Annotated in this window: 26 protein-coding genes, 1 tRNA gene and 2 pseudogenes; 18 read left to right on the top strand and 11 right to left on the bottom strand. The window is 45.7% G+C overall.

The genetic code is table 11. The features are described from left to right. The first annotated feature begins 24 nt into the window (after window positions 1-24). Window positions 25-378 (top strand): DUF433 domain-containing protein, encoded by a 354-nt coding sequence (locus LAY41_RS05300; protein ID WP_249094929.1) that lies wholly within the window; start codon window positions 25-27, stop codon window positions 376-378. Beyond that, window positions 356-736: a DUF5615 family PIN-like protein gene (locus LAY41_RS05295; RefSeq protein WP_249094927.1), complete on the top strand. Its 381-nt coding sequence runs from the start codon at window positions 356-358 to the stop codon at window positions 734-736. Before LAY41_RS05300 ends, LAY41_RS05295 begins: the two co-directional genes overlap by 23 nt. Window positions 737-779: 43 nt before the next feature. Here the strand turns inward: LAY41_RS05295 and LAY41_RS05290 are convergent, their stop codons facing one another. After that, window positions 780-1,262, bottom strand: a complete 483-nt coding sequence (locus LAY41_RS05290) for a helix-turn-helix domain-containing protein (RefSeq protein WP_249094925.1) — start codon at window positions 1,260-1,262, stop codon at window positions 780-782. A 125-nt stretch (window positions 1,263-1,387) separates the two neighbouring features. Here LAY41_RS05290 and LAY41_RS05285 point away from each other — a divergent pair, with 125 nt between their 5' ends. Then, window positions 1,388-2,080: a 7-cyano-7-deazaguanine synthase gene (locus LAY41_RS05285; RefSeq protein ID WP_338022935.1), complete on the top strand. Its 693-nt coding sequence runs from the start codon at window positions 1,388-1,390 to the stop codon at window positions 2,078-2,080. A 297-nt stretch (window positions 2,081-2,377) separates the two neighbouring features. Here LAY41_RS05285 and LAY41_RS05280 read toward each other — a convergent pair whose 3' ends face one another. The 5 genes from LAY41_RS05280 to LAY41_RS05260 form a co-directional block, all read right to left on the bottom strand. Next, entirely contained in the window at window positions 2,378-2,758 is a 381-nt protein-coding gene (locus LAY41_RS05280) for an aspartyl protease (RefSeq protein WP_338022934.1), read from the bottom strand. Beyond that, window positions 2,740-3,057: a hypothetical protein gene (locus LAY41_RS05275; protein ID WP_249094920.1), complete on the bottom strand. Its 318-nt coding sequence runs from the start codon at window positions 3,055-3,057 to the stop codon at window positions 2,740-2,742. The genes LAY41_RS05280 and LAY41_RS05275 overlap by 19 nt, the downstream gene beginning before the upstream one ends. Before the next feature lie 73 nt (window positions 3,058-3,130). After that, window positions 3,131-3,496 (bottom strand): aspartyl protease, encoded by a 366-nt coding sequence (locus LAY41_RS05270; RefSeq protein ID WP_249094918.1) that lies wholly within the window; start codon window positions 3,494-3,496, stop codon window positions 3,131-3,133. Further along, a complete protein-coding gene (locus LAY41_RS05265) occupies window positions 3,493-3,807 on the bottom strand; it encodes a hypothetical protein (protein WP_249094916.1) in 315 nt (104 codons plus the stop codon). The genes LAY41_RS05270 and LAY41_RS05265 overlap by 4 nt, the downstream gene beginning before the upstream one ends. A 111-nt stretch (window positions 3,808-3,918) precedes the next feature. Beyond that, a tRNA-Ser gene (locus tag LAY41_RS05260) sits at window positions 3,919-4,005 on the bottom strand. A gap of 79 nt (window positions 4,006-4,084) precedes the next feature. On the opposite strand from LAY41_RS05260, the gene LAY41_RS05255 reads away from it, so the two are divergent. From LAY41_RS05255 to LAY41_RS05220, 8 genes and pseudogenes are all read left to right on the top strand, one after another. Then, the gene (locus tag LAY41_RS05255; protein WP_249094914.1) at window positions 4,085-4,453 is read left to right on the top strand and encodes a 2Fe-2S iron-sulfur cluster-binding protein; all 369 of its coding nucleotides are present in this window, start codon (window positions 4,085-4,087) and stop codon (window positions 4,451-4,453) included. Further along, complete coding sequence (locus LAY41_RS05250) at window positions 4,443-4,997, top strand: thermonuclease family protein (protein WP_249094911.1); 555 nt, start codon at window positions 4,443-4,445, stop codon at window positions 4,995-4,997. The genes LAY41_RS05255 and LAY41_RS05250 overlap by 11 nt, the downstream gene beginning before the upstream one ends. A gap of 107 nt (window positions 4,998-5,104) precedes the next feature. Continuing rightward, window positions 5,105-5,947 (top strand): inositol monophosphatase family protein, encoded by an 843-nt coding sequence (locus LAY41_RS05245; protein ID WP_249094909.1) that lies wholly within the window; start codon window positions 5,105-5,107, stop codon window positions 5,945-5,947. A 62-nt stretch (window positions 5,948-6,009) separates the two neighbouring features. Further along, complete coding sequence (locus tag LAY41_RS05240) at window positions 6,010-6,972, top strand: J domain-containing protein (protein WP_249094907.1); 963 nt, start codon at window positions 6,010-6,012, stop codon at window positions 6,970-6,972. Then, window positions 6,972-8,312, top strand: a complete 1,341-nt coding sequence (locus LAY41_RS05235; protein WP_249094903.1) for an ATP phosphoribosyltransferase regulatory subunit — start codon at window positions 6,972-6,974, stop codon at window positions 8,310-8,312. The genes LAY41_RS05240 and LAY41_RS05235 overlap by 1 nt, the downstream gene beginning before the upstream one ends. 139 nt (window positions 8,313-8,451) lie before the next feature. Continuing rightward, window positions 8,452-8,574, top strand: a pseudogene (locus LAY41_RS05230) (ferredoxin); the annotation flags it as partial. Window positions 8,575-9,154: 580 nt separating this feature from the next. Next, the gene (gene ltrA, locus LAY41_RS05225) at window positions 9,155-10,867 is read left to right on the top strand and encodes a group II intron reverse transcriptase/maturase (RefSeq protein WP_249094901.1); all 1,713 of its coding nucleotides are present in this window, start codon (window positions 9,155-9,157) and stop codon (window positions 10,865-10,867) included. Window positions 10,868-10,977: 110 nt separating this feature from the next. Continuing rightward, window positions 10,978-11,079: pseudogene (locus LAY41_RS05220) on the top strand (4Fe-4S binding protein); the annotation flags it as partial. An 84-nt stretch (window positions 11,080-11,163) separates the two neighbouring features. Here the strand turns inward: LAY41_RS05220 and LAY41_RS05215 are convergent. Then, on the bottom strand, window positions 11,164-11,370 hold the full coding sequence (locus tag LAY41_RS05215) for a hypothetical protein (RefSeq protein ID WP_249094899.1): 207 nt from the start codon (window positions 11,368-11,370) through the stop codon (window positions 11,164-11,166). A gap of 6 nt (window positions 11,371-11,376) precedes the next feature. Here LAY41_RS05215 and LAY41_RS05210 point away from each other — a divergent pair, with 6 nt between their 5' ends. Continuing rightward, entirely contained in the window at window positions 11,377-12,105 is a 729-nt protein-coding gene (locus LAY41_RS05210; protein WP_249094897.1) for an ABC transporter ATP-binding protein, read from the top strand. Window positions 12,106-12,332: 227 nt separating this feature from the next. Further along, window positions 12,333-12,692: a four helix bundle protein gene (locus LAY41_RS05205; protein WP_249094895.1), complete on the top strand. Its 360-nt coding sequence runs from the start codon at window positions 12,333-12,335 to the stop codon at window positions 12,690-12,692. Window positions 12,693-12,698: 6 nt separating this feature from the next. Here the strand turns inward: LAY41_RS05205 and LAY41_RS05200 are convergent, their stop codons facing one another. After that, window positions 12,699-13,241, bottom strand: a complete 543-nt coding sequence (locus tag LAY41_RS05200; RefSeq protein ID WP_249094893.1) for a Uma2 family endonuclease — start codon at window positions 13,239-13,241, stop codon at window positions 12,699-12,701. A 62-nt stretch (window positions 13,242-13,303) separates the two neighbouring features. Between LAY41_RS05200 and LAY41_RS05195 the strand changes: the two genes are divergently transcribed. After that, complete coding sequence (locus LAY41_RS05195) at window positions 13,304-13,750, top strand: M67 family metallopeptidase (RefSeq protein WP_249094891.1); 447 nt, start codon at window positions 13,304-13,306, stop codon at window positions 13,748-13,750. Between the two features lie 89 nt (window positions 13,751-13,839). Continuing rightward, window positions 13,840-15,012 (top strand): molybdopterin-synthase adenylyltransferase MoeB, encoded by a 1,173-nt coding sequence (moeB, locus tag LAY41_RS05190; RefSeq protein WP_249094889.1) that lies wholly within the window; start codon window positions 13,840-13,842, stop codon window positions 15,010-15,012. Window positions 15,013-15,188: 176 nt separating this feature from the next. Here moeB and LAY41_RS05185 read toward each other — a convergent pair whose 3' ends face one another. Beyond that, the gene (locus LAY41_RS05185; protein WP_249094888.1) at window positions 15,189-15,629 is read right to left on the bottom strand and encodes a hypothetical protein; all 441 of its coding nucleotides are present in this window, start codon (window positions 15,627-15,629) and stop codon (window positions 15,189-15,191) included. 55 nt (window positions 15,630-15,684) lie between these two features. Here LAY41_RS05185 and LAY41_RS05180 point away from each other — a divergent pair, with 55 nt between their 5' ends. The 3 genes from LAY41_RS05180 to LAY41_RS05170 all read left to right on the top strand — a co-directional run bounded on the left by LAY41_RS05180 (window position 15,685) and on the right by LAY41_RS05170 (window position 19,357). Then, the gene (locus LAY41_RS05180; protein ID WP_249094887.1) at window positions 15,685-16,917 is read left to right on the top strand and encodes an MFS transporter; all 1,233 of its coding nucleotides are present in this window, start codon (window positions 15,685-15,687) and stop codon (window positions 16,915-16,917) included. A 567-nt stretch (window positions 16,918-17,484) separates the two neighbouring features. Next, window positions 17,485-17,874, top strand: a complete 390-nt coding sequence (locus LAY41_RS05175) for a response regulator transcription factor (protein WP_249071264.1) — start codon at window positions 17,485-17,487, stop codon at window positions 17,872-17,874. Window positions 17,875-17,920: 46 nt separating this feature from the next. Next, window positions 17,921-19,357: a sensor histidine kinase gene (locus LAY41_RS05170; protein ID WP_249094884.1), complete on the top strand. Its 1,437-nt coding sequence runs from the start codon at window positions 17,921-17,923 to the stop codon at window positions 19,355-19,357. On the opposite strand, the gene LAY41_RS05165 is transcribed toward LAY41_RS05170, so the two are convergent. Both LAY41_RS05165 and LAY41_RS05160 read right to left on the bottom strand, forming a co-directional pair. Continuing rightward, on the bottom strand, window positions 19,320-20,903 hold the full coding sequence (locus LAY41_RS05165) for a cation:proton antiporter (RefSeq protein WP_249095274.1): 1,584 nt from the start codon (window positions 20,901-20,903) through the stop codon (window positions 19,320-19,322). The two genes, LAY41_RS05170 and LAY41_RS05165, sit on opposite strands and share 38 nt — an antisense overlap. A 135-nt stretch (window positions 20,904-21,038) precedes the next feature. Then, complete coding sequence (locus LAY41_RS05160; RefSeq protein ID WP_249094883.1) at window positions 21,039-21,713, bottom strand: response regulator transcription factor; 675 nt, start codon at window positions 21,711-21,713, stop codon at window positions 21,039-21,041. Window positions 21,714-21,715 lie beyond the last annotated feature (2 nt).

The raw sequence follows: 21,715 nt of genomic DNA, 5'->3' as shown, positions 1-21,715 counted from the left end.
ATTATGCCCCAGGAGGATTAAACTATGCAATTAGAAGAGTATTTCAACTTCCTTGCACCTGATGATATTCGGCTGAAAGGTTCGCGGATAGGTATTGAAACTATTTTATACGAGTATATCTATCGCGCCCGTACTCCAGAGGAAATTGCTCAAATTTACACCTCTCTTACTCTAGATCAAGTCTATGCCACAATTCTTTATTACTTACAAAACAAAGAAGCAGTTGGCAAGTATATTGCTGACTGGCTAGAGTGGGGACACCAGCAACGTAAAGCTCAAGCATTAAACCCTCACCCAGCAGTTGCGCGATTACAGAAACTCAGAGACGAACAAGAAGCAATTAAAAAGGCAAATAATGCTCAAATATCTAATGGATGAAAACGTCGATCCGATTTATCCGACTCAGTTGCGGCGACGGAAATCAGATTTACCAATTCGGGCAGTAGGGGAAATTCAGACTCCTGCCAAAGGCACATTAGACCCAGAAATTCTGCTGTGGTGTGAAGAGTATAACTTTATTTTAGTGACAAATAACCGTAAATCCATGCCTGTACACTTGGCGGATAATATCGCCCAAGATCATCACGTTCCAGGTATTTTTATTCTCAATTCCAATTTAAGTATAGGTCAAAATATTGATGAGTTAATTGTGATTGCTGAAGGTTCTTTTGAGGGCGAATATCAAGACCAGATTATTCACCTCCCACTAACTAAAATACGCGATGTGGATATGTGAATTTTCTTTTATTTGGAATTACATTAATTGCATTTATTATACATCAAACCTTACCGTTAGTATCTATTTCTTCTACCTTTAAAATTTCCGAAGCTTTGGAGGCTACTATTCGCAAGTTAATGTCAACTATTACTTTATGTTTATCAATAGTTATATTCGCTCTTTTTATTAAAAATTCTAATGGTAAACAATCATTTGATTCATATTCACCAGACGATTGAGTTTTATATCCTGCTTCTTCAAGCCATTCGTAGATATTTCTCCAGTTTTCTATCTTTTCATCGCTTTTACCTACAAGGTTTTTAACATACTGATACAAAGTGTTACAGAGGTCAACACCAACTCCCTTGACGCTCTTATTCAGCTTTTCAGCTAATTCAGTGGGACTGTAGCCAGAAAGCAATGCCCGCAGGTGCAGCTTCTCCACTGGTGTCAGACGCTTTCCCTTGGCAGATGCGAGGTCTGCGTATAGGGTTTCTAAGTCCCAATCATTTGCCGCTTGGGTAAACTGCTCAGTAGATGCCATTTTCGGTAGTCCTGAGAAAATTCCTAATCAAATTATAGCATAATACCTAGTGCTTATTAGTTTTTGGTTATACACGGCTAGCTTATGCTATTCCTAACCAAGAGCATATAAGAGGCAAAGAAAGTATGAAATTTAATGTAGAGGACAAAGACACATTAGTAATGCTCTCAGCAGGCATGGAGTCAATGATAATGCTTCATGCTCTAAAGAAAAGGCTGACTTCACGGTTAGGTGCAATATTCATCAATGTAGGTCAGTACAGCGCCGAAAGACAGTTAGCTTATGCCAAGAGAGTTTGTAATGAGCTAGGAGTACCTCTTGAATATATAGATATTCCAAACCTCCGAAATTTGTTGATCGCTTACAGTGAGCCCCCCTATGAAACTGTGACAGAAGGTGGTCTAGATGAGCGTATTCCTCGCGGCTCGTGTATGATTCAAATAATGGCTACCATACACGCCGCATACCATAAGTATGAGTATGTGTATTACGGCGGCACCAAATCCGACATTTCCCGCGTCCCCAATCTTCCCCAGCTTGTGTCTACTGTAGAAACAGTAGCAAGACTGAATACAGGCATTCAAATCTCTGTTAAAGCACCTTTCATTGAAATGGAAGATGACGAAGTTTTACAACTAGGACTTTATGAGGGCATCAATTTAGCTGAAAGTTGGAGTTGCACGTGGGGACATCTCTACCATTGCGGTGAGTGTGAACGGTGTCAAAAGCGTAAGAGTGTGTTTGCTCGGCTGGGAATAGCCGATCCTACAAGATACATGAAAGAACGCGATATTTCAAAATTAGAAGCACTTGTGTAGCCAAACTATATATTGAGTTTTCCAAGTAAATTTACAGGGTTTGATATCAAATTTTAGTAAATTAAACCCTTGTGAAATACACAATGCTAATTACATTTTAACCCCCATAAAAAACAGGGGGTTTTTGTTTGACAACTTATACAAACGATAAATTCTGTGTTTGTCCTATATGGGGATAAATGTTAAAGGGATACCATTACTCAGCGATCGCTTATTCCCCCTCTATCCAAATCAAAGTGCGATCGGCCCTTATTCCCCACCCAGAAACCGGGTTTCTTTTGTCATAGCGATCGCACCCTACCCCAACGTCAGCACTCCCGCCGCAAAATCGACTACCAATCGCTTCATTTGAAGCCAATATACACCCAATAAAATGTCTGGGAGTTCATCTCCACCCAAAACTGAAATTGCGAACTCTCCTCCATCTATTAGCACAGTTCCGTCATATAAACTAAACTCTGCGTCTCCCAGCGCTGTCTGCATATCCCTTCGTTTGCGATCGAGACGCCACCCCAAACTTTCAGCATCTTGGTTATCAATTGCTAACCAACCAGTAAATCCCGTATCCAGAAGTGCTTTGACTGGAATAACATCACCATCGGCAGCAATTAAACCAATTTCAAAAATTATTTCTACCTTACTATTAAACTCACCTAAAATCATATTCTGCCACAGCATCCAGTTTCATTGAGGCATTTGATCAGGCACATAGCTTCGGGATGTTTCTCATGCGCCTTTTTTTTCGCAACTGTTTCATCTGGATCGATAAAATAATCACCGCTATCTGGCTCAATGACGATAAACCAATCGTAATGATCCTTAATTAGTTCTGGTTTAACTCGTTCAAAAATCACCCGACAGCGTTGCGCGAACGCCTCACTCTCTGCGCGTCGTTTGGCTTTTTCTTCTGGAGATAATTGGCGTTCTGGGAATACTCTTCCCCGACGCGCAATGCGATTTTCAGATAACTGGGTCATTTTTTTTGCTACCTGTTTAAGAGTTGTTGTGTCTTTTCTATTGTAAGTCAATTTGATGGGAATACGATCGCACCTACCCCAACGTCAGCATCCCCGCCATAAAATCAGCTACAAGCCGCTTTTTTTCCAGCCAACGTACACCTAAAAGAATGTTTGGAAGTTGCTCTCCGCCTAAAACTGCAATTATTAACTCTTCTCCATCCAAAAGCACTGTTCCCGCATACAGATTGAACCACGCATCGCCACGGGCAGTCTCCATTTCCTCTTGCTGGTTAGTAAAAATCCACCCCAAACTATCGGCATCTTGGTTATCAATTGCTAGCCAGCCTGTGAAACCTGTATCTAGAAGTGCCTTGACTATAATAGGATCACCATCAGCAGCAATCAAACCGATTTCAAAGATTAACTCTCCCTTACTATTAAATTCGCCTGAAATCATATTCTGCCGCAGGCTCCAGTCTCGTTGATTCTCATCATCACACGCCTAGTACGATCGAATTTATCGCGAGCCTTTTGTCTGGCGACTGTTTCATCTACCTCTATAAAATAGTCTCCACTCTCAGGCTCAATTACAATAAACCAGTCGTAATGTTCATCGATTAACGCTGGTTTAACTCCGTCAAAAATCACGCGACAACGCTGATAAAATACTTCATCTTCAGCTTGGCGACGCGCTATCTCTTCCTGAGATAGCTGGCGTTCTGGGAATACCCTTCGCTGGACTGTGCGATTTGAAGATAACTGGGTCATTTTTCTTTCTACCTGTTTAACATACCCCTACAAGGGGAAGGGCCGATCGCGATCGGCCCTTCCCCTTGTAGCAAAATTCAGATAGGGCTGCTATACCTTAGACACTAAGAACGGAGAGGGAGGGATTCGAACCCTCGTTGAGGTTGCCCCCAAACAGCATTTCCAGTGCTGCGCCTTCAACCACTCGGCCACCTCTCCAAAACTGTGCTTTTAGAAAATCCTTTAGAGTAATTTTCGCACAGACTTTTATTATATAGATGTTGCTTCGATTTTGCAAATGCCTCGATCGTACAAAATTCGCATTCACCATCGCCAGAAAAATACGCATTATACCATAGAAGTGCCAGAGGATCGGTACATCCTCCACAACGGCGAAAACCAAGGCGTCGAGATGCCTTTCTCCTGCCGTAATGGGGCCTGCACTACCTGTGCCGTGCGGGTGCTTTCAGGGGAGATTCATCAGCCAGAGGCAATGGGACTCTCGCCAGAACTCCGCAAGCGGGGGTATGCGCTGTTGTGCGTCAGTTATCCGCGATCGGACTTGGAGGTGGAGACTCAGGATGAAGATGAGGTTTACGAACTCCAGTTCGGGCGCTATTTTGGAAAAGGGAAAGTAAGGGCGGGACTGCCTCTAGATGAAGACTGACACAAGCCAAAACCGAAAATTTTTCGCCGCTTTGTTTTGCGTTTTTACTTTTTCCTTTTTGCTTCTCCTGGCGAGTTGCCGCCAGTCGGCCATTACTCCCCAAGGAGAAGTTGTTAAGGTTGTGCGGGTGGTAAGCGGACAAACGCTAGAGGCGATCGATACCGAAAAGCAACCCCCTTTGATTGAGCAGGTAAGGCTGATTGGCATTGAGGCACCGGATTTGCGCCAGCGACCTTGGGGTACGGCTGCGAAAGAGCAGCTCGAACAAATGATCGGCGAAAAACCTGTTTTGTTAGAGTCTGATAGCGAGCCCAAAGACCAGTCCGATCGCCAACTCGCCTATGTGTGGCAAGATGGAGTGCTTTTGAATGAAAAACTGGTGGCAGAGGGATACGCGCTTTTTACGCCGCGATCGCTCAATAATAAATATGACGAACGTCTAGAACAAGCCCAAGAATTCGCCAGAATCATGGGTTTGGGTATTTGGAACCCAGCAAAACCGATGCGCCTGACTCCCAGAGACTTTCGCGAGCAATACAGGTGAAGAGGACGGGGAATTTCAAATTTCAAATTTTAGATTGCAGATTGAATTCTTCAATCTAAAATCTAAAATCTAAAATCTAAAATCTAAAATTTCTCAGTCCCTGAAAGATGAATCGCAATACGCCCGAACAACTGCAAATATTCCTGGAGATTGCCACCGAAGCCGCTCTGGCTGCCGGTGGAGTCCTACAATCCTATTTAGGTAAATTAGAAGAGATTGAAGAAAAAGGGCGTCCGGGGGATTTACTAACGGCAGCAGATAAAGCTGCCGAAGCCACCATCCTGGAAATTTTACGCCGCCACTTTCCCGACCATTCCATCCTGGCAGAAGAATCAGGGCGACTGGGAGAAAATAAAAGTGAATACCTCTGGGCGATCGATCCCCTAGATGGTACTACCAACTTCGCTCACCAGTACCCCTTTTTCGCTACCTCGATCGGACTTTTGATTGACGGAATTCCCCAAGTAGGTGCTATTTTCGATCCGTTTCACAACGAACTGTTTCGCGCCGCTAAAGGTTTGGGAGCAACGCGCAACCGTCGCCCCATCAGCGTTTCCGCAACATCCGATCTGAGCAAGAGCTTATTGGTTACAGGCTTTGCCTACGATCGCCGAGAGACAGCTGACAACAACTACGCCGAGTTTTGTCACCTCACTCATCTTACACAAGGCGTGCGGCGCAGCGGCTCAGCATCCCTCGATCTAGCCCATGTCGCTTGCGGTCGTCTTGATGGATACTGGGAAAGAGGACTTTCTCCTTGGGACATAGCCGCAGGAGTTGTAGTGGTGCTGGAGGCAGGCGGTAACGTAACCGCTTACGATCGCAGTTCCTTGCAAATTGATTCAGGCCGAATTCTTGCCACCAACGGTCATATTCATCACAGCCTCAGTAGCGAACTTATGCAGGTTCGTCCATTATCAGGTTGGAGTAATGCCGTAGATTCACGCTAGCGCATCGTTAGAGGTGGCGAAGTACACTAGAATTAATCGCTCCAAAACTTGGAAACTACACTATGGCTTTTAATATAGAACGGGGACTATTCAAGTTAGAGTTTACCGATCACCACGCAGTTTTAGGAGTCCCATTGGATGCCGCGCCCAACGATATCCGCAAACGATATCTCAAAATTTCCCGTCGCCTGCATCCTGACAGCTGCACTGCCGAAAGCGAACCAGTAAAACAGCAGGCAAGCCAGTTATTTGCAAAACTGGTGAATCCAGCTTACGAACACTTGTTTGGGGAGCAAAGTCGGGCTGAACATAATGCACTCTTGAGTCGCATGGGCAAACGCCTCGTTCAGGAACAAAACAAAATCGAGATTCATAGCGAAGCCGCCAAGAAGTTAAGCAAATCAGGCAACTTGGATGTAGAGTATAAAACCGCACTCCAAAGCTTGGCGGAAAAGGAATATGAAGCGCTCGATCGAGTTCTGGAACAAATTGCTGAAATCAGCGAACTGAATTTGATTTACTTGCTCAGAAAAGCGACTCTGGGGCAAAGTACCAAAGCTCCACAGACTCCTCCAAAATCGACAACAGCAGCAGGTACGGCAAACCCACCCGGAAAAGGAACAGCACCTGTTACTGAAAAGAAAATTGAAAAGCAGGAAACTTCACCGACTGAGACTTATTGCCGTCGCGCCGCAGATTATCTCGACAAAAACTACCCTGCTAAAGCGCTTTTGGAAATGAAGGATGCGCTCAAAATGGAGCCAAACAACAGTCGCTGCCACGCGCTACTGGCAATGGCTTATTGGAAGCAAGACCAGGGAACAATGGCTAAGATTCACATGAATCAGGCTTTGAAGTTCAATCCTCAAGAACCAACAGCATTAGAGGTCAAAAAATTGATGGAAAAGCTGGCAGAAAAATCCGCTTCTGCTGCTAAGAAGAAGGAAGCCGAAAAAAACAGTGGCGGTTTATTTCGCCTGTTTCGTGGTGGTAAAAATCCAGAGAAAAAAGAGAAGAAAAAGTAATGGTGCATCAATCACCCCCCTCTTTTCCTCCAAAAAGGGGGGATGCCAAAGGCGGAACTTTTATCCGCTCAGATGACAAAGGACTCAACTTTTATGCGCCTGGGGCGCGAGATTTATTGCCCCTGGATGTTACCCAAAAACGCTGGATTGAAGACCGCTTGCAGCAGGTATATCATCGGTGGGGCTATCACCGGATTATTACTTCAACAATTGAGCGGTTGGATACTCTGATGGCTGGCGGGGCGATCGATCGCTCAACGGTTCTGCAATTGCAAAATGCAGAGGAAGAGGGACTGGGATTGCGCCCAGAACTGACGGCTAGTATCGCACGGACGGCAGTAACCCGGATGGCTGGCGTCACCTATCCTCAGCGCCTGTATTACAATGCCAATGTGTTTCGCCGATCGCCAGAAGGTAGCCACAACAATCAGCAGGAGTTCTACCAAGCTGGGGTGGAACTGATCGGCGGCGGCGGATTGCTGGCGGATGCGGAGATTTTGCTGCTGCTGGCAGAATGTATGCATACTCTGGGTTTGAGCAATTGGTATTTGATTTTGGGAGAGGCGGGGCTGACTCGAAGTTTGCTTTCTCCTTTCCCGGATGTTTTGCAAGATAAGGTGCGGCGGGCTCTAGCACATCTCGATCGCGTTACCCTGGAAACACTGCCTCTGTCAGAGGAACTCCGCGATCGAGCTTTGATGTTGCTAGATTTGCGCGGACGTCCCGCTGACGTGCTGCAAAAAGTTGCCCATCTAGAACTACAGCCGCCTCAGCAAGAAGCTCTCAACAATCTTAAATCTCTTGTAGAGTTACTAGAAGGAGGCTTTCCGAAGTTAGGCGATGGAGGCGCGATCGCTTCTAAGGTGATTCTCGACCTCAGCTTAATTCAAACCTTTGACTACTACACTGGCATAGTGTTTGAAGCAGTTGGCGAAACGGAAACAGGAAAGCGCGTTTTGGGACAGGGAGGTCGCTACGACCAATTGCTGAGCCTTTATCATCCCCAAGGACAAAACGTTCCCGGTATCGGCTTTTGCCTTAATATAGAAGACCTTCACCAAGCTTTGCTGCCTACATCTCAGTTACCGCACCAAACGCCTGGTATCGACTGGTTAGTTGTACCCGAAACTCCCCAAGCTTATCCCGCTGCTTTTGCTTACGCTCAAACTCTCAGAGATTCGGTTAATTTAGTGCGAGTGGAAATAGATTTGCTCGGACGCGATCGAGATGCTATCCGGGACTACGCTATTCGTCGCCGCATCCCCCAAATTGCCTGGATCGAAGGGGAAGGGTCACCAACGATTGAAGCGCTTTCCGTAGTCTTGAGTCCTGAGTCCTGAGTATGACCCCACGGATGAATCCGGGGGCTTGGAACCATTTACTGAGTTTCGTGAGAAAAAAGGCATTAAAATTCGTAATGTAGGTTAGAACAAGAGTTCTATCTGGTCTAGTCTGCCGAATTTCGAGAGAGAGAACACTTTGCCGCACACGATTGTTACCAATACTTGCGAAGGCGTTGCCGATTGCGTGGACGCCTGTCCCGTTGCTTGCATTCACGAAGGCCCCAGCAAAAATGCTAAAGGTACTGACTGGTACTGGATTGGTGCGATTCGTTTAGCCTAAAGCAAGCTGAAAAGCTTGCAGGACGGTTAGCCCAGTCGATGAGGCTGGTGACAACTGATTACATTTGAAGGTGCAAGTCCTTCCCCTCAAGTGCAGAGGTGAAAGCATATCCCCTATTTTGATGAGGTAGCAACCATCAGGGTAAAGCGGGGGTAAAAGACAGAATACTGATAGCCGAATTTGGTAACTGTCGAGCAAGAGTCCATGCGTAGCGAAAGCAAAGATGTGTCTGAACCATCGTCATACCAAATGGTGTAACGGCTAATCCAGGAATCCCTGGAAAACACCAAGCCAAAAGGCAAGGATAGGGCGTAGGCGGTTCGATTCCCGACCTACAAGCACCGCCCACAAACCCGGTGGATAACATCACGCTAAAGATTCAACAGGTGTAATCGGAACGAAGTAACCCTTATATATCTCTGGAAGGTCGAAAATCCAGTAAGTAGCTAACGAACGGTATGTAGGGGCGGGATTGTATCAGAAGCGAATGCCTCACTGTAATGGTGAGGATATGCAGACGGATACACGATAACTCCAAAAGGAAGAAAGACAAGTAGCAATGAATAAGTCTAATACGCAGAACAATCTGACGGTGGAATGGAAAGACCTTAATTGGCGAAAGTTGGAGAGGGTAACTTTCAAGTTGCAAAAGCGAATTTTCCAAGCGAGTGAGCGTGGCGATGTTAAAGCAGTTCGCAAACTTCAGAAGACCTTGATTAGGTCTTGGTCTGCAAAGTGTATTGCGGTTAGAAGGGTCACTCAGGATAATCAAGGTAAGAATACGGCGGGAGTGGATGGTGTGAAAACATTGACCCCAAGACGCCGTATGACCTTGGCAAGCGGCCTGAGAATCACTGGTAAATCCAAACCCGCCCGTAGGGTGATGATTCCCAAACCAGGAACAGAGGAAAAACGACCACCAGGAATACCGACGATATATGACCGGGCTTTGCAAGCGTTAGTAAAATTAACGTTGGAACCAGAATGGGAGGCCAAGTTCGAGCCAAACAGTTACGGTTTCAGACCAGGACGTTCGTGTCACGATGCGATAGGAGCAATTTACAACATCATCAATCAAAAAGCCAAATACGTGCTGGATGCTGATATTGCAAAATGTTTCGACCGTATAAACCATGAAGCGCTACTAACAAAGGTCAATACTTTCCCGACAATGAGACGGCAGATAAAAGCATGGCTCAAAGCCGGGGTTATTGACCAGGGTGAGTTATTCCCTACCAATGAGGGTACACCACAAGGAGGGGTAATTTCCCCCCTACTGGCGAATATTGCCTTACACGGTATGGAGGAGCGGGTTAAGCAATACGCAGAAACGCTAAAGGGGCAAAAAGAGAATAACCGACAAGCCCTGAGCTTAGTTCGATACGCAGATGACTTTGTGATAATACACGAAGATATCAGCGTAGTACAAACCTGTCAGAAAATAATTGCAGAATGGCTAAGTGACATTGGATTGGAGTTAAAACCAAGCAAAACAAAATTAACCCACACCTACAGCGAATACGAAGGTAATGCTGGGTTTGAGTTTCTAGGATTCCACATTCAACAGCACAAATCAGGTAACTACCGATGTGCCAAGAGTTCTCATGGAAAACCGCTGGGTTTTAACACACTAATCACCCCTGACAAAGCCAAAATAAAAACCCACCTGAAGAAGATTGCTGAAGTAATAGATGCTCACAAGACTGCCCCTCAAGCTGCCCTGATTAGCAAGCTGAATCCAATCATTAGGGGATGGTCAAACTATTACTCAACAGTAGTCAGCAAGGAAACCTTCTCAAAGGTTGACCATTTGGTATGGGATAAGTTAAGAGCCTGGGTTAGGAATAGGGGGAAAGGTGACATCAATAAGGACAAGTACTGGCGAACAGTAGGAGATCGAAATTGGTGTTTCAGTACAGAGGATGGTTTAGAGTTAGCCGATCATGCAGCGACGCCAATTGTAAGGCACGTCAAAGTGAAAGGGGAAGCTAGTCCATACAACGGTAACTGGATTTATTGGAGTAAACGACGTGGAGAATACCCTGGAACCTCTAGCAGAGTTGCAAAATTACTCAAGAGACAACAGGGTAAATGTACCCACTGTGGTCTGTACTTCACAAGTACAGACATTGTAGAAGTTGACCATGACAAACCAAAATCGCTAGGTGGTAAAGATACCTACGATAACCTAAGACTTCTACACACACATTGTCACGACACAAAAACGGCCAACGACGGCTCTCTTAAGAGCTACGAAGATAACCCGTTTTGAATCGTATCCATAACAAGGATGGAGTTATTGAGGAGCCGGATGAGACGAAAGTCTCACGTCCGGTTCTGAAGGAGAGGTAGGGGTAGCAATGCCCATATCGACTCTAACATTTTGCCACCTGTATTGACTGTGGCATTTGTTTGCAAGTATGTCCTGTAGAAGGGGCGATCGTCCCAGAAGAACGCCCAGATTTGCAAAAAACGCCTCAGTAGTTAATTGAAGAATTGCAGATTTTAGATTTCAAATTGTCAATTCAAAATAAATTTGAAATCTGCAATTCTTCTATCTAAAATTTCCTAATGACAACTGACAACTGACCACTGACAACTGACAACTGACAACTGACAACTGACAACTGACCACTGACCACTGACAACTGACCACTGACAACTGACCACTGACCACTGACCACTGACAACTGACAACTGACCACTGACCACTGACAACTGACCACTGACAACTGACCACTGACCACTGACAACTGACCACTGACAACTGACCACTGACTAATGACTAACGATCCTTTATTAGAAGTTGAAGATGTTTATGCAGGGTATGTCAAAGATTTGGATATCCTGCAAGGCGTCAATTTCAAAATTTATCCAGGTGAATTGGTGGCGGTAATCGGCCCTAATGGGGCCGGTAAATCAACGCTGGCTAAAACTATCTTTGGACTCCTAACACCCCACCGAGGCAAAATAACTTTCAAAGGCGAAAACATTGCTGGCTTAAAGTCGGATCGAATCGTTCAACGGGGGATGTGCTACGTTCCCCAAATCGCCAATGTGTTCCCTTCCCTTTCGGTGGAAGAAAATTTAGAGATGGGCGCTTTTATCCGCAATATCTCTTTGCAACCGCTGAAGGATAAAATTTTTGCCTCTTTTCCCGTTTTGGCAAAGCGCCGCCACCAACGTGCTGGTACTCTCTCTGGCGGAGAACGCCAAATGTTGGCGATGGGAAAGGCTTTGATGCTCGAACCGAGTCTGCTGCTGCTGGATGAACCTTCGGCTGCTTTGTCTCCTATTCTGGTAAACAATGTTTTTGAGCAGATTAAACAGATTAATCAGACGGGAACTGCTATTGTGCTGGTGGAGCAAAATGCTCGGAAAGCTCTGGAAATGTCCGATCGCGGTTATGTGTTGGAGGCTGGACGCGATCGCTTCTCTGGCCCCGGCATAGAATTGTTGAATGACCCCAAAGTCGGCGAACTCTATCTAGGAATCAGTGCTTTACATTAATTTTTCTTGTAAGTAGTGTTGATCTCAACGCGGTTTTGCTGTATATTAGAGTAATTAGTTTAATAATGGGATGTTTTTGGCTGTAAAAATTTAGGACAGATTCCCATTATAAAGAAAATCATTCAGACATAATTCTATTGTATCACCAAGCAGCCAGAAAAAATCGCGCCGACTTGATGAAATAATATTTAATATTGACAGATGCAGATAGATAGCCGAAAGACAAGATGAGAGACTTCAGAGAATTACCGGAATGGGAAAAAGCGCACGAACTGACAGTAGCGGTTTATGAAACGACCAGCGAGTTTCCCGAAAAGGAGATGCTTGGGTTAACGCAACAGATTCGTTTAGCTAGTGCTGCCGTCCCCATCAAAATCGCGCAGGGATGCGCCAGAGATGACAAAGGGGAACAAGTGAGTTTACTTGAAGTGGCAGCAGATTCAGCAATTGAGTTGGAATATTACTTGTTACTCAGTTATGAATTAGAGTTAATAAATATCTCTGAATACGATCGCCTGATCAGCGGAGTAGTGGAAGTGAAAGAAAAGCTGGAATCTTTAATCGAAAGGCTGAAAACTAATTCCTGATTGCCTTTACTCGAATATAGGAGGCCAAAGTTCGGCAATTGGCAATTCCCAACCGGGGAACAACTCTGGTATTGTGAGTATATCGCCATCTCCGAGTACTTGGGGTTGAGCGTTCAGACGATAAACTGTTACAGTCAGCTTATCGGGGTCGATCAAAATCCCCACATCTGTTCCCAGTCTAAGGAATAAGTCAATTTTCTCTTCGATGGGCTTAATGCGATCGGTTTTAGACTTAATTTCTACCATCAAGTCGGGGACTAACTCAACAAAATTTCGCTGACTGCGCTTGAGTTTTGCGGCGCGGACAAAAGAAACATCTGGCGCACGTAAGTTTGAGTTAGGTAAGATAAAGCCAGCACTAGAACCAGTCAGGCGACCTAGATTGCGTGGTAGTAACCACATACCTAAGAAAATTAGTAACCGAGAACCAATTTCGTCTGATGTGTAATCGCATGGCCCCATAACTACAATTTTCCCATCCACTAACTCGTATTGCCAGTCTGGATGCTCAGATTGTAGTTCTTCTAAGTCTTTGATAGTTAGAAACATCAGGTAACCTCTAGTTAATTGGTGACTCTATATCAGATCTTGTACTATCACTACCTTTATTTGTGACTATCAAACTCCAATCTCACCATCTGCAAGCTATCCGCACTCACGCCGAAAGCACGTATCCCGAAGAGTGCTGCGGCATCATAGTAGGACATTTGGGCGATGATAGCAAAACTGTGGTGGAAATTTGGGCAACCGAGAATGCCTGGAGTGCTGAAGTGGCGGAGGAGTTTCCGGGGAGTAAAAGGCGGCGATATGCGATCGCACCTCGTGATATGCTAAAAGCACAGCGAGAAGCACGCGATCGGGCCATGAATATCATCGGCATCTACCATTCGCACCCAGATCATCCGGCGATTCCCTCAGAAATGGATCGTGCGATCGCATGGCCGGTGTATTCTTATATCATTGTCTCAGTGCCGCAAAGCAAAGCTGGGGAACTGCAAAGCTGGTGTCTAGACGACAGCCACCAGTTTCAGCCAGAGGAAATTATCACCGAAATTTAAAACAAATTATAAAAATTACAGAAACGCAAACGCACAAAGGATACTCTTTTTAGATAGGATCTAAATCCGCTCTTCCCTATCAGACTGCCATGCTCAATCCCAATCTGGATGAAATCCAGTTATCCAAAGAAGAATACGAACGCTACTCCCGTCACCTAATTTTACCAGAAGTAGGACTGGAAGGGCAAAAACGCCTCAAAGCTGCCAGCGTCCTCTGCATCGGTACGGGTGGACTGGGTTCTCCACTGCTACTGTACCTCGCAGCGGCGGGTGTAGGACGCATCGGTATTGTGGATTTCGATGTTGTCGATAGTTCCAACCTGCAACGCCAAGTCATCCACGGCACATCTTGGGTAGGTAAACCCAAAATTGAATCTGCCAAAAACCGAATTCTGGAAATCAACCCGAATTGCCAGATAGACTTGTACGAAACCCGGATAAGTTCAGAAAACGCTCTCGACATCATTAAACCTTATGACATTGTAGTGGATGGTACAGACAACTTCCCCACCCGCTACCTCGTAAACGATGCCTGCGTTTTGCTGAATAAGCCTAACGTCTACGGTTCCATCTTCCGGTTTGAAGGACAAGCTACCGTCTTTAACTACGAAGGTGGCCCTAATTACCGCGACTTGTACCCGGAACCGCCGCCGCCGGGGATGGTTCCCTCTTGTGCGGAAGGTGGCGTATTGGGTATTTTGCCGGGAATTATTGGTGTGATCCAAGCAACGGAAACCGTCAAAATTATATTAGGAAAAGGCACAACTCTCAGCGGTAGACTGGTGCTTTTCAACGCGCTGGAAATGAAGTTTCGGGAATTGAAACTGCGACCAAATCCTATCCGTCCGGTGATTGAAAAGTTGATAGACTACGAACAATTCTGCGGTATTACCCAAGCAAATGCAGAGGAGCGTCAACGCCAGATGGAAATGCAAGAAATGACTGTGCTAGAATTGAAGCAGCTGCTTGATAGTGGTGTTGATGATTTTCTACTGCTTGATGTTCGCAATCCGAATGAGTACGAAATTGCTAAGATTCCCGGTTCTGTTTTAGTGCCATTACCGGATATCGAAAGTGGTAATGGTATTGAGAAGGTTAAAGAATTGCTCAACGGTCATCGCTTGATTGCACATTGTAAGATGGGCGGTCGATCGGCTAAGGCGCTGGGCATTTTGAAGGAAGCTGGAATTGTTGGTACGAATGTGAAAGGCGGTATTACTGCTTGGAGTCGCGAAGTCGATGCTTCGGTTCCTGAGTATTAAGAGATCCCCCCAACCCCCCTTCCCAAGGGGGCTAAGAAATTGTAGAAATTGTAGGGTGGGGATTGCCCACCTTAAGTAGGTCAGCGCAAATAAATCATTATTGGTACGTAGTTGCGCTTTAGCGCAACTACGTACCAAATCCAGGAATTTTATGTTTTGTTACATTGCCGACCTACTTACCTTCTATTCTGAAATGTTTGGATGCAAGATTGAAAATTTGTTTTGTTGTTAGAAGTTACTAGGTTAAAGTTGAGGCGACGAAGATTGTTTAGTTCGATCGGTCTACCTGCGCCAAACTGCAATTTGGGATTGTCTTCCGCAAGTGGGGCGGCAGCGGTGACGTTAATAATTCTATTGCGGCTGGCGGTGCCTTTAAAGCAATACCAATCATCGGTTTCGCTGTGGTAGTCACGTCCTATAATTGTCCGCCCGGTTTTGCGAATAATTAGATAGCGATCGCCGGGTCGGTCGGGAGTGGAGGATTCACCGTAAAAATAATCTCCATTAAGGAGACTTTGCAACGTTTGTTGAGGTTGGGCTAAAACTAAGGATGCGGTACAAGTTGCAATTGTTAGCCCTAGCGCGAAGTTAAAAAATAATTGATGCTTAATTGACATTTTCTTCTACATTTGCATACTAGAATCGTAACTAATACAAAAATGGGCTAACAACATGGATGCCTCTAGAAATCAGCCAAATGTTTTGTGGTTGCAAGTCTGGGGTTTAGCAGGAGTGCAGGGGGCAATTACCCTCAGTTGGCTGATTTATAAATTGTATCTGCCTCAGTTGTTCGTGCAATTTGGCTTTCCCAAAGAGTTGGCTGCTGGGTTGCTAATTTTTGAAAATGCGTTGGCGATCGTAATGGAACCCCTAATGGGAGGTCTTTCGGATCGCGCTAACCGCTGGTTAGGCAGTCGCTTTCCGTTGATCTCGGTTGGGGTTATCCTGTCATCGGCGTTGTTTATCGCTATCCCGGCGGTTGTCGTTTTCCGCAATTTATTCGAGGGGATACGCTGGGTGTTACCGCTGTTGATGGTAGGGTGGGCTTTGTCGATGGCGGTGTTTCGCTCTCCGGCGATATCTTTGCTGGGGAAATATGCCACAAGACCTGAGTTACCGATGGCTGCTAGTTTTCTAACTTTGACTGGTGGGGTAATTGGCGCATTCAAACCGATCGCGGATGATTTTGTGGTTAGCACGGGGCCAATGGTTGCTTTTGCGTCCGGTTCATTTGTCCTTTTAGGTGCAGCTGCGCTGTTGCGTTTTTTAGATCCACCAGAAACACCGACACCGGAGGAGACTTCCCCCACTCCCCCACTCCCCCCCTCCCCCACTCACCCCCTCATACTGCCGCTGGGATTAATTTTGTTAACTGGTGCGGGTGTGAATTGGGGTTCGAGTTTCTTGATGGACGCAATTCCCAAGATGTTGAAAAGCCAATGGCCGACTGCTAATATTCCTTGGCTGCTTTTTGCGATTGCGATCGCCACCGCTTTTGCTGCACTTCCCGCAGGGGAGTTAGCGGTGAAATTGGGGAACCGTCGGGCAATGCTAATTGGCATTGGTGCCACAATACCGCTGTTGCTGCTGATGGTTTTGATACCCAGTTGGTTTACCGTGGCAGTAGCGCTAATTGGTTTATTAGCATTTTTTAGTTTAATTGTCAATGGTGCTGTGCCTTTTGCTTTGTCGCTGATGCCACCGCGCTGGTCGGGATTGGGTGTGGGAATATATTTTGGTGGAATTGGAGGTGCGTCGAGTTTGTTTGGGATCTTATTCCCGAAATTGGCAAGCATTACACCCTTGATGAGTGGGATTTTGGGTGCGATCGCATTTTTAGCTACCGCCGTTTGCATTGCGTTGAGTACCAAGCTACAACCAACACCGCAAACAGTAGAAGCCTAAGCAATACACGTTTTGTGTTATAGCAAAGTGCTGAGTGCAAGGTCAGCCGTACAAATACAGTCTCCGCCTTGCTTTGAGCGTTCAATACTGTCCTAACCTATGTGACTGTGGCTATATCTACCATTTTCGTCCATGCGGTCTCCTAATTGGCTTATTATACCAAATCCGCAACGATTACCCCCTTTATGTCTCTAGGCTGTAGAGACGTTTCATGAAACGTCTCTACAATGTTTAGGCCAAAAATTCTCATGGGGTAATGAACCCGGATTTGGTATCAGTTGCAGGAAGTACACCCGGAGAAACCCGGTTTCTTTAAGAAACCGGGTTTCTCTGTACCTCACTCTCGGAGAAAAACGCTCTAATCATTGTGACGCGCAGAAAATAAGCCCATAGTGATTGCTGTTGCAATACTTCTTTAGACAGAAGTGCGATCGACTGTTAAAGTGTAAATTAATATAAATTAATTTTGTAACATTGAAAACAAAACCAAATTCCACGTCGTTGCTTTAGGTGAACTATACAATAAAAAAGCGCCATAGATAGTTTAGACAATAAAGTTAACCCGCCATGCCGCACGTCTTATTAATCGATGATGAAGAAGCGTTACGTGCCAGCCTCACCTACTCTTTAGTAAAAGAAGGCTACCAGGTAACAACTGCACCAGATGGAATGACCGCACTCAAACTGTTTCACAAACAAGTGCCAGATGTGATTATTTTAGACTTGATGCTACCGGGAATAGATGGCATGGAGATCTGCTGGCGTTTGAGGGCATATTCTGATGTACCCATAGTCATGCTGACAGCGAAAGATCAGGACATTGACAAAATCTGGGGGTTAGAAGCAGGTGCAGATGACTATGTAACCAAACCATTCAACACTCGCGAACTCTTGGCACGGATAAAAGCCGTCCTACGCCGTCGCGCTGGCGATCGAAACCCGGTGCAGGAAGATTGAATCCTGGCAGATTGTTGGTTTGCTCAAAATTCAAAACTTTTAAAAAATGAGTTTGTCCCCAATTCGGATTAGATGGAATTCCATTCACACAAAACTCTTAGCCAGCTACCTGGCACTCACAGCATTGGGGACATCCGTCCTAGCAGGCTACATATTGATGTCTTTTCATGCCTATTTTATGAGAAGCAGGCAGGCTGATTTAGATGCCTGGAGTACTGCCCTAAGCGAAACTTTAGCTGATGCCCTAGAGGAGAATAAATTAGAGCGGGTGAACGTGACAGTGCAACGTTACGGGGCACCGGAAACAATCACTTTGCGCGTTTTTGCGCCAGATGGTCGCCTGCTGTCAACTTCTGCGCCCGACATAGACCGGCAGGTAACCAACTGGTTGGAGGTTCCTGGAATGAGGGAAGCGTTTAAAAATAAGATGATGCAAGGGATTGCTAAAGGTGTACTGACAAAAGATGACAGGTTGTACGTAGCACGCCCTATATACCGCAACGGTCGCCTACTGGGTGTCTTGCGGATGTCGATAACGCTCAAGCAGTTCCAGCGTCAGTTTCAAACAATTATTTGGACAATTTTAGGAACGCTAGTCCTGACTTTTATTCTCTGTGCAGCGATCAGCGAATACCTTACCCGCAATATTGCCAGACCGATTCAGGCAATGTGCAACTTCGCCATCCGCATGGGTGGAGGTCATTTTGGCGACAAACTGAACATCGGTCAAGGCGATGAGGTGGGCCAATTAGCGGCTGAGCTGAACCGAATGAGTGTGCGACTAGCTTCTCTGGATAATGAGCGTAGAGCATTTCTGGCTAGCGTATCTCACGAGTTGCGTACTCCTGTCAGTAATGTATTTGTGACGCTGGAAGCACTGAGCAATGGAGCCGCTGAGGAGCCGGAATTGCGCGATCGCTTCATCCAGACTGCACAGGACGAGACAAAGCGGTTGTCGCGTCTAATTCACGACCTGCTAGACCTGGGACGACTAGAAGCGGGTATAACAGCCCTAGAACAGCAAACTGTGAAATTGAAATCCCTCATCAATCGTGCCGTACAAGCGATGGAAACCCGGATGAAATCTAGCAGTGTTGGTATCAATCTAGATGTTGCTGACATTGAGTTACAGGGCGATCCAGAACGGCTGCTGCAAGCTTTTTTAAATGTACTGGACAACGCGATTAAATTTTCAGGGCCGAATTCTAAAGTCTTTATCTGTGCATATAAAGAAAGCAGTGAGGTTATGGTAAAATTTCGCGACCAAGGGCTGGGTATCACCGACAGCGATATGCCTCATATTTTTGAACAGTTTTATACAGCCGATCGATCGCGCAAAGGTAGTGGGACTGGCTTGGGGTTGGCGATCGCACGGCGAATTGTGGAAGCGCATGGCGGAAGTATTACCGCTACCAGTAATGGTAAAGGCCAGGGGGCAACATTAACTATTTGCCTTCCGCTGGAATCGCGCTCTCTTGTTTAAATACATCGTCCAATAGGGAAGAGGGAGATTCGTTTAACCAACCTTTGCGGACAAATTCAGCATAGGTATCGTCTTCAATGGCTACAAGATCTTTTTGCAGTTGATCAACGGTAAACTCTTGTATCTGAGGATGTCGAGCGTACAGCTGGTCGATTTCTTTCTGAACGCTATCTAGTTGTTCTTGAAGGCGATCTGTCAGTTGCTGATAATATTCGGGTTCGATTTCTGGACTAATAGCTGCTTGGGATAGGTGGTTTAAAATTCTATTGATAGTAACGCGACGGGCGATCGCTTCCAGGTATTCCTGACGCTGCGTGCGATCGCTTAATAGCCCCAACTTTTCCAGCAAAGTTTTAGTTGTTACACCTTGTACCAACAGGGTAAATAACACTACTCCAAATACAATCGCGATCGTTGCTTCCCGATTAGGCAATCCAGTTGGTATACTTAATGCCAAGGCAATAGATACAGAACCCCGTAAGCCTCCCCACCATAGCACCGTTTGATCTGGTAAAGAAATTTCGGATTTTGCTAACCAATTACACAATCCTCCTAGCCCGTAAATTGCTAATGCTCGCGTCAGGATTACAGCTGCGATCGCTATAGCAATTGAGCCTAAATTCTCTCCCAAACCGGCAAAGCTGATCTGGTCGCCAATTAAGAGAAAAACAATTGAATTGAGGAAAAAAGCGACAAACTCCCAAAATTCAGTCACAACAACCCGCGTGCGCGGATTCATGCCAATGCGGGAGCCGAAATTCCCCAATATCAAACCAGTAATAACAACTGCAATCACTCCAGATCCACCCAAGTCCTCGGCAACCAAATAGGCCCCATAGGCCGAAATTAAGGTGATTGATTGCTCAACGAATGGCAGATCGAATCGTTGAGTGAGGTAGGATATGCCGAAACCGATGAAGATTCCCACACCAATCCCAATCCCCACAAAAGTCAAGAATTCAACTATTAGAGACTGGATGGTAAATTCAGTGGTTCCAAAAGAAAATCCTACTAAAAACGTAAAGGCGACTACAGCAATGCCGTCATTAAATAAACTCTCTCCCTCCATGAGCATAGAGAGGCGTTTTTCAACTCCTAATTCTCGGAATAGCGCAATCACAGAAACCGGATCTGTTGCGGAAACGCTAGCGCCTATCAACAAAGCTGTAGCAAGTGAAATTCCAGCTAGTTGCCATAGCGCTAAAGCTGTACCAGCAACGGAAATAACCACCCCAAAAACAGCGTAAATACTAATCGGCACCAAATCCCGTTTCAGGGCGGGCCATTGCATATTCCATGCCGCTTCAAATAGCAGGGGGGGTAAAAAAATGAACAGGATTAGTGGGGGGGAAAGGTTAACTAGCCGGACATCGATAAAGGCTAAACCCAACCCCGCAATTACCAGCAGTAAAGTGTAGGGAATTTGCCGAAACCAACTAACGCTTTGGGATAGCGTCGCCACACTCAAGGAAACTAAAAGCACCAGTATGAATTGCTTGAGATTTTCCTCAATGCCAATTCCGGCAGCGATCGTCACTAGGAACATAGTATAAGTTGTCAAGCATATAACGTTGCTAGTTTATATTGTATGGGATCGAGGGATCTGGTATGGTGCTGGGCAATTAAATTCTGTGATAATTAACTCAAAATTACCCCTGTCTCCAGTCCCTAGCCCCTATTTTCATTCCCGCAAGACGTAGCCTATACCCCGCACAGTTTGAATCAGGCGCGACTCGTTGTTTGCTTCTAGTTTGAGGCGTAAGTAGCGGATATAAACTTCGATGATGTTGGAATCACCCATAAAATCATAACCCCAAACTTGTTCTAAAATACGATCGCGCGTTATCACTTGTTGGGGATGCACGAGTAAGTATTCCAATAGGTCGAATTCTTTGGCGGTTAATTCGATCGCGCGGTCACCCCGATAGACCTGCCGCGAGCTGCGGTTTAAACTTAAGTCAGCAAATTGGATCAGATCCGCGTTTGATTCCTGGGTTCTTCGCAGATGTGCGCGCACTCTGGCTAGCAATTCCTCGACGCTGAAGGGTTTGACCACGTAGTCATCAGCACCAGCATCCAAACCCGCAACGCGATCGGTCACTTCATCTTTAGCGGTTAATAAAATAATCGGCACTTTATCGCCAGTAGTTCGCAGGCGACGACAAATTTCCAAACCCGATATTCCCGGAAGCATCCAATCGAGAATCACCAAATCCGGTTTCTCCTCCCGTACCGCCCCCAAACCAGCGATTCCATCATGAAAAACGCTGACTCGATGCCCTTCATAGCTTAGCTCCAGTTCTACAAATCGAGCCAGTTTGACTTCATCTTCAACCAATAAGATGTGCGCCGTCATGA

This window comes from Argonema galeatum A003/A1 (assembly GCF_023333595.1).
GTDB classification, from domain to species: Bacteria; Cyanobacteriota; Cyanobacteriia; order Cyanobacteriales; family Aerosakkonemataceae; genus Argonema; species Argonema galeatum.
Note: the sequence above shows the minus strand (reverse complement) of the source record. Positions and strands in the feature narration are given on the sequence as shown.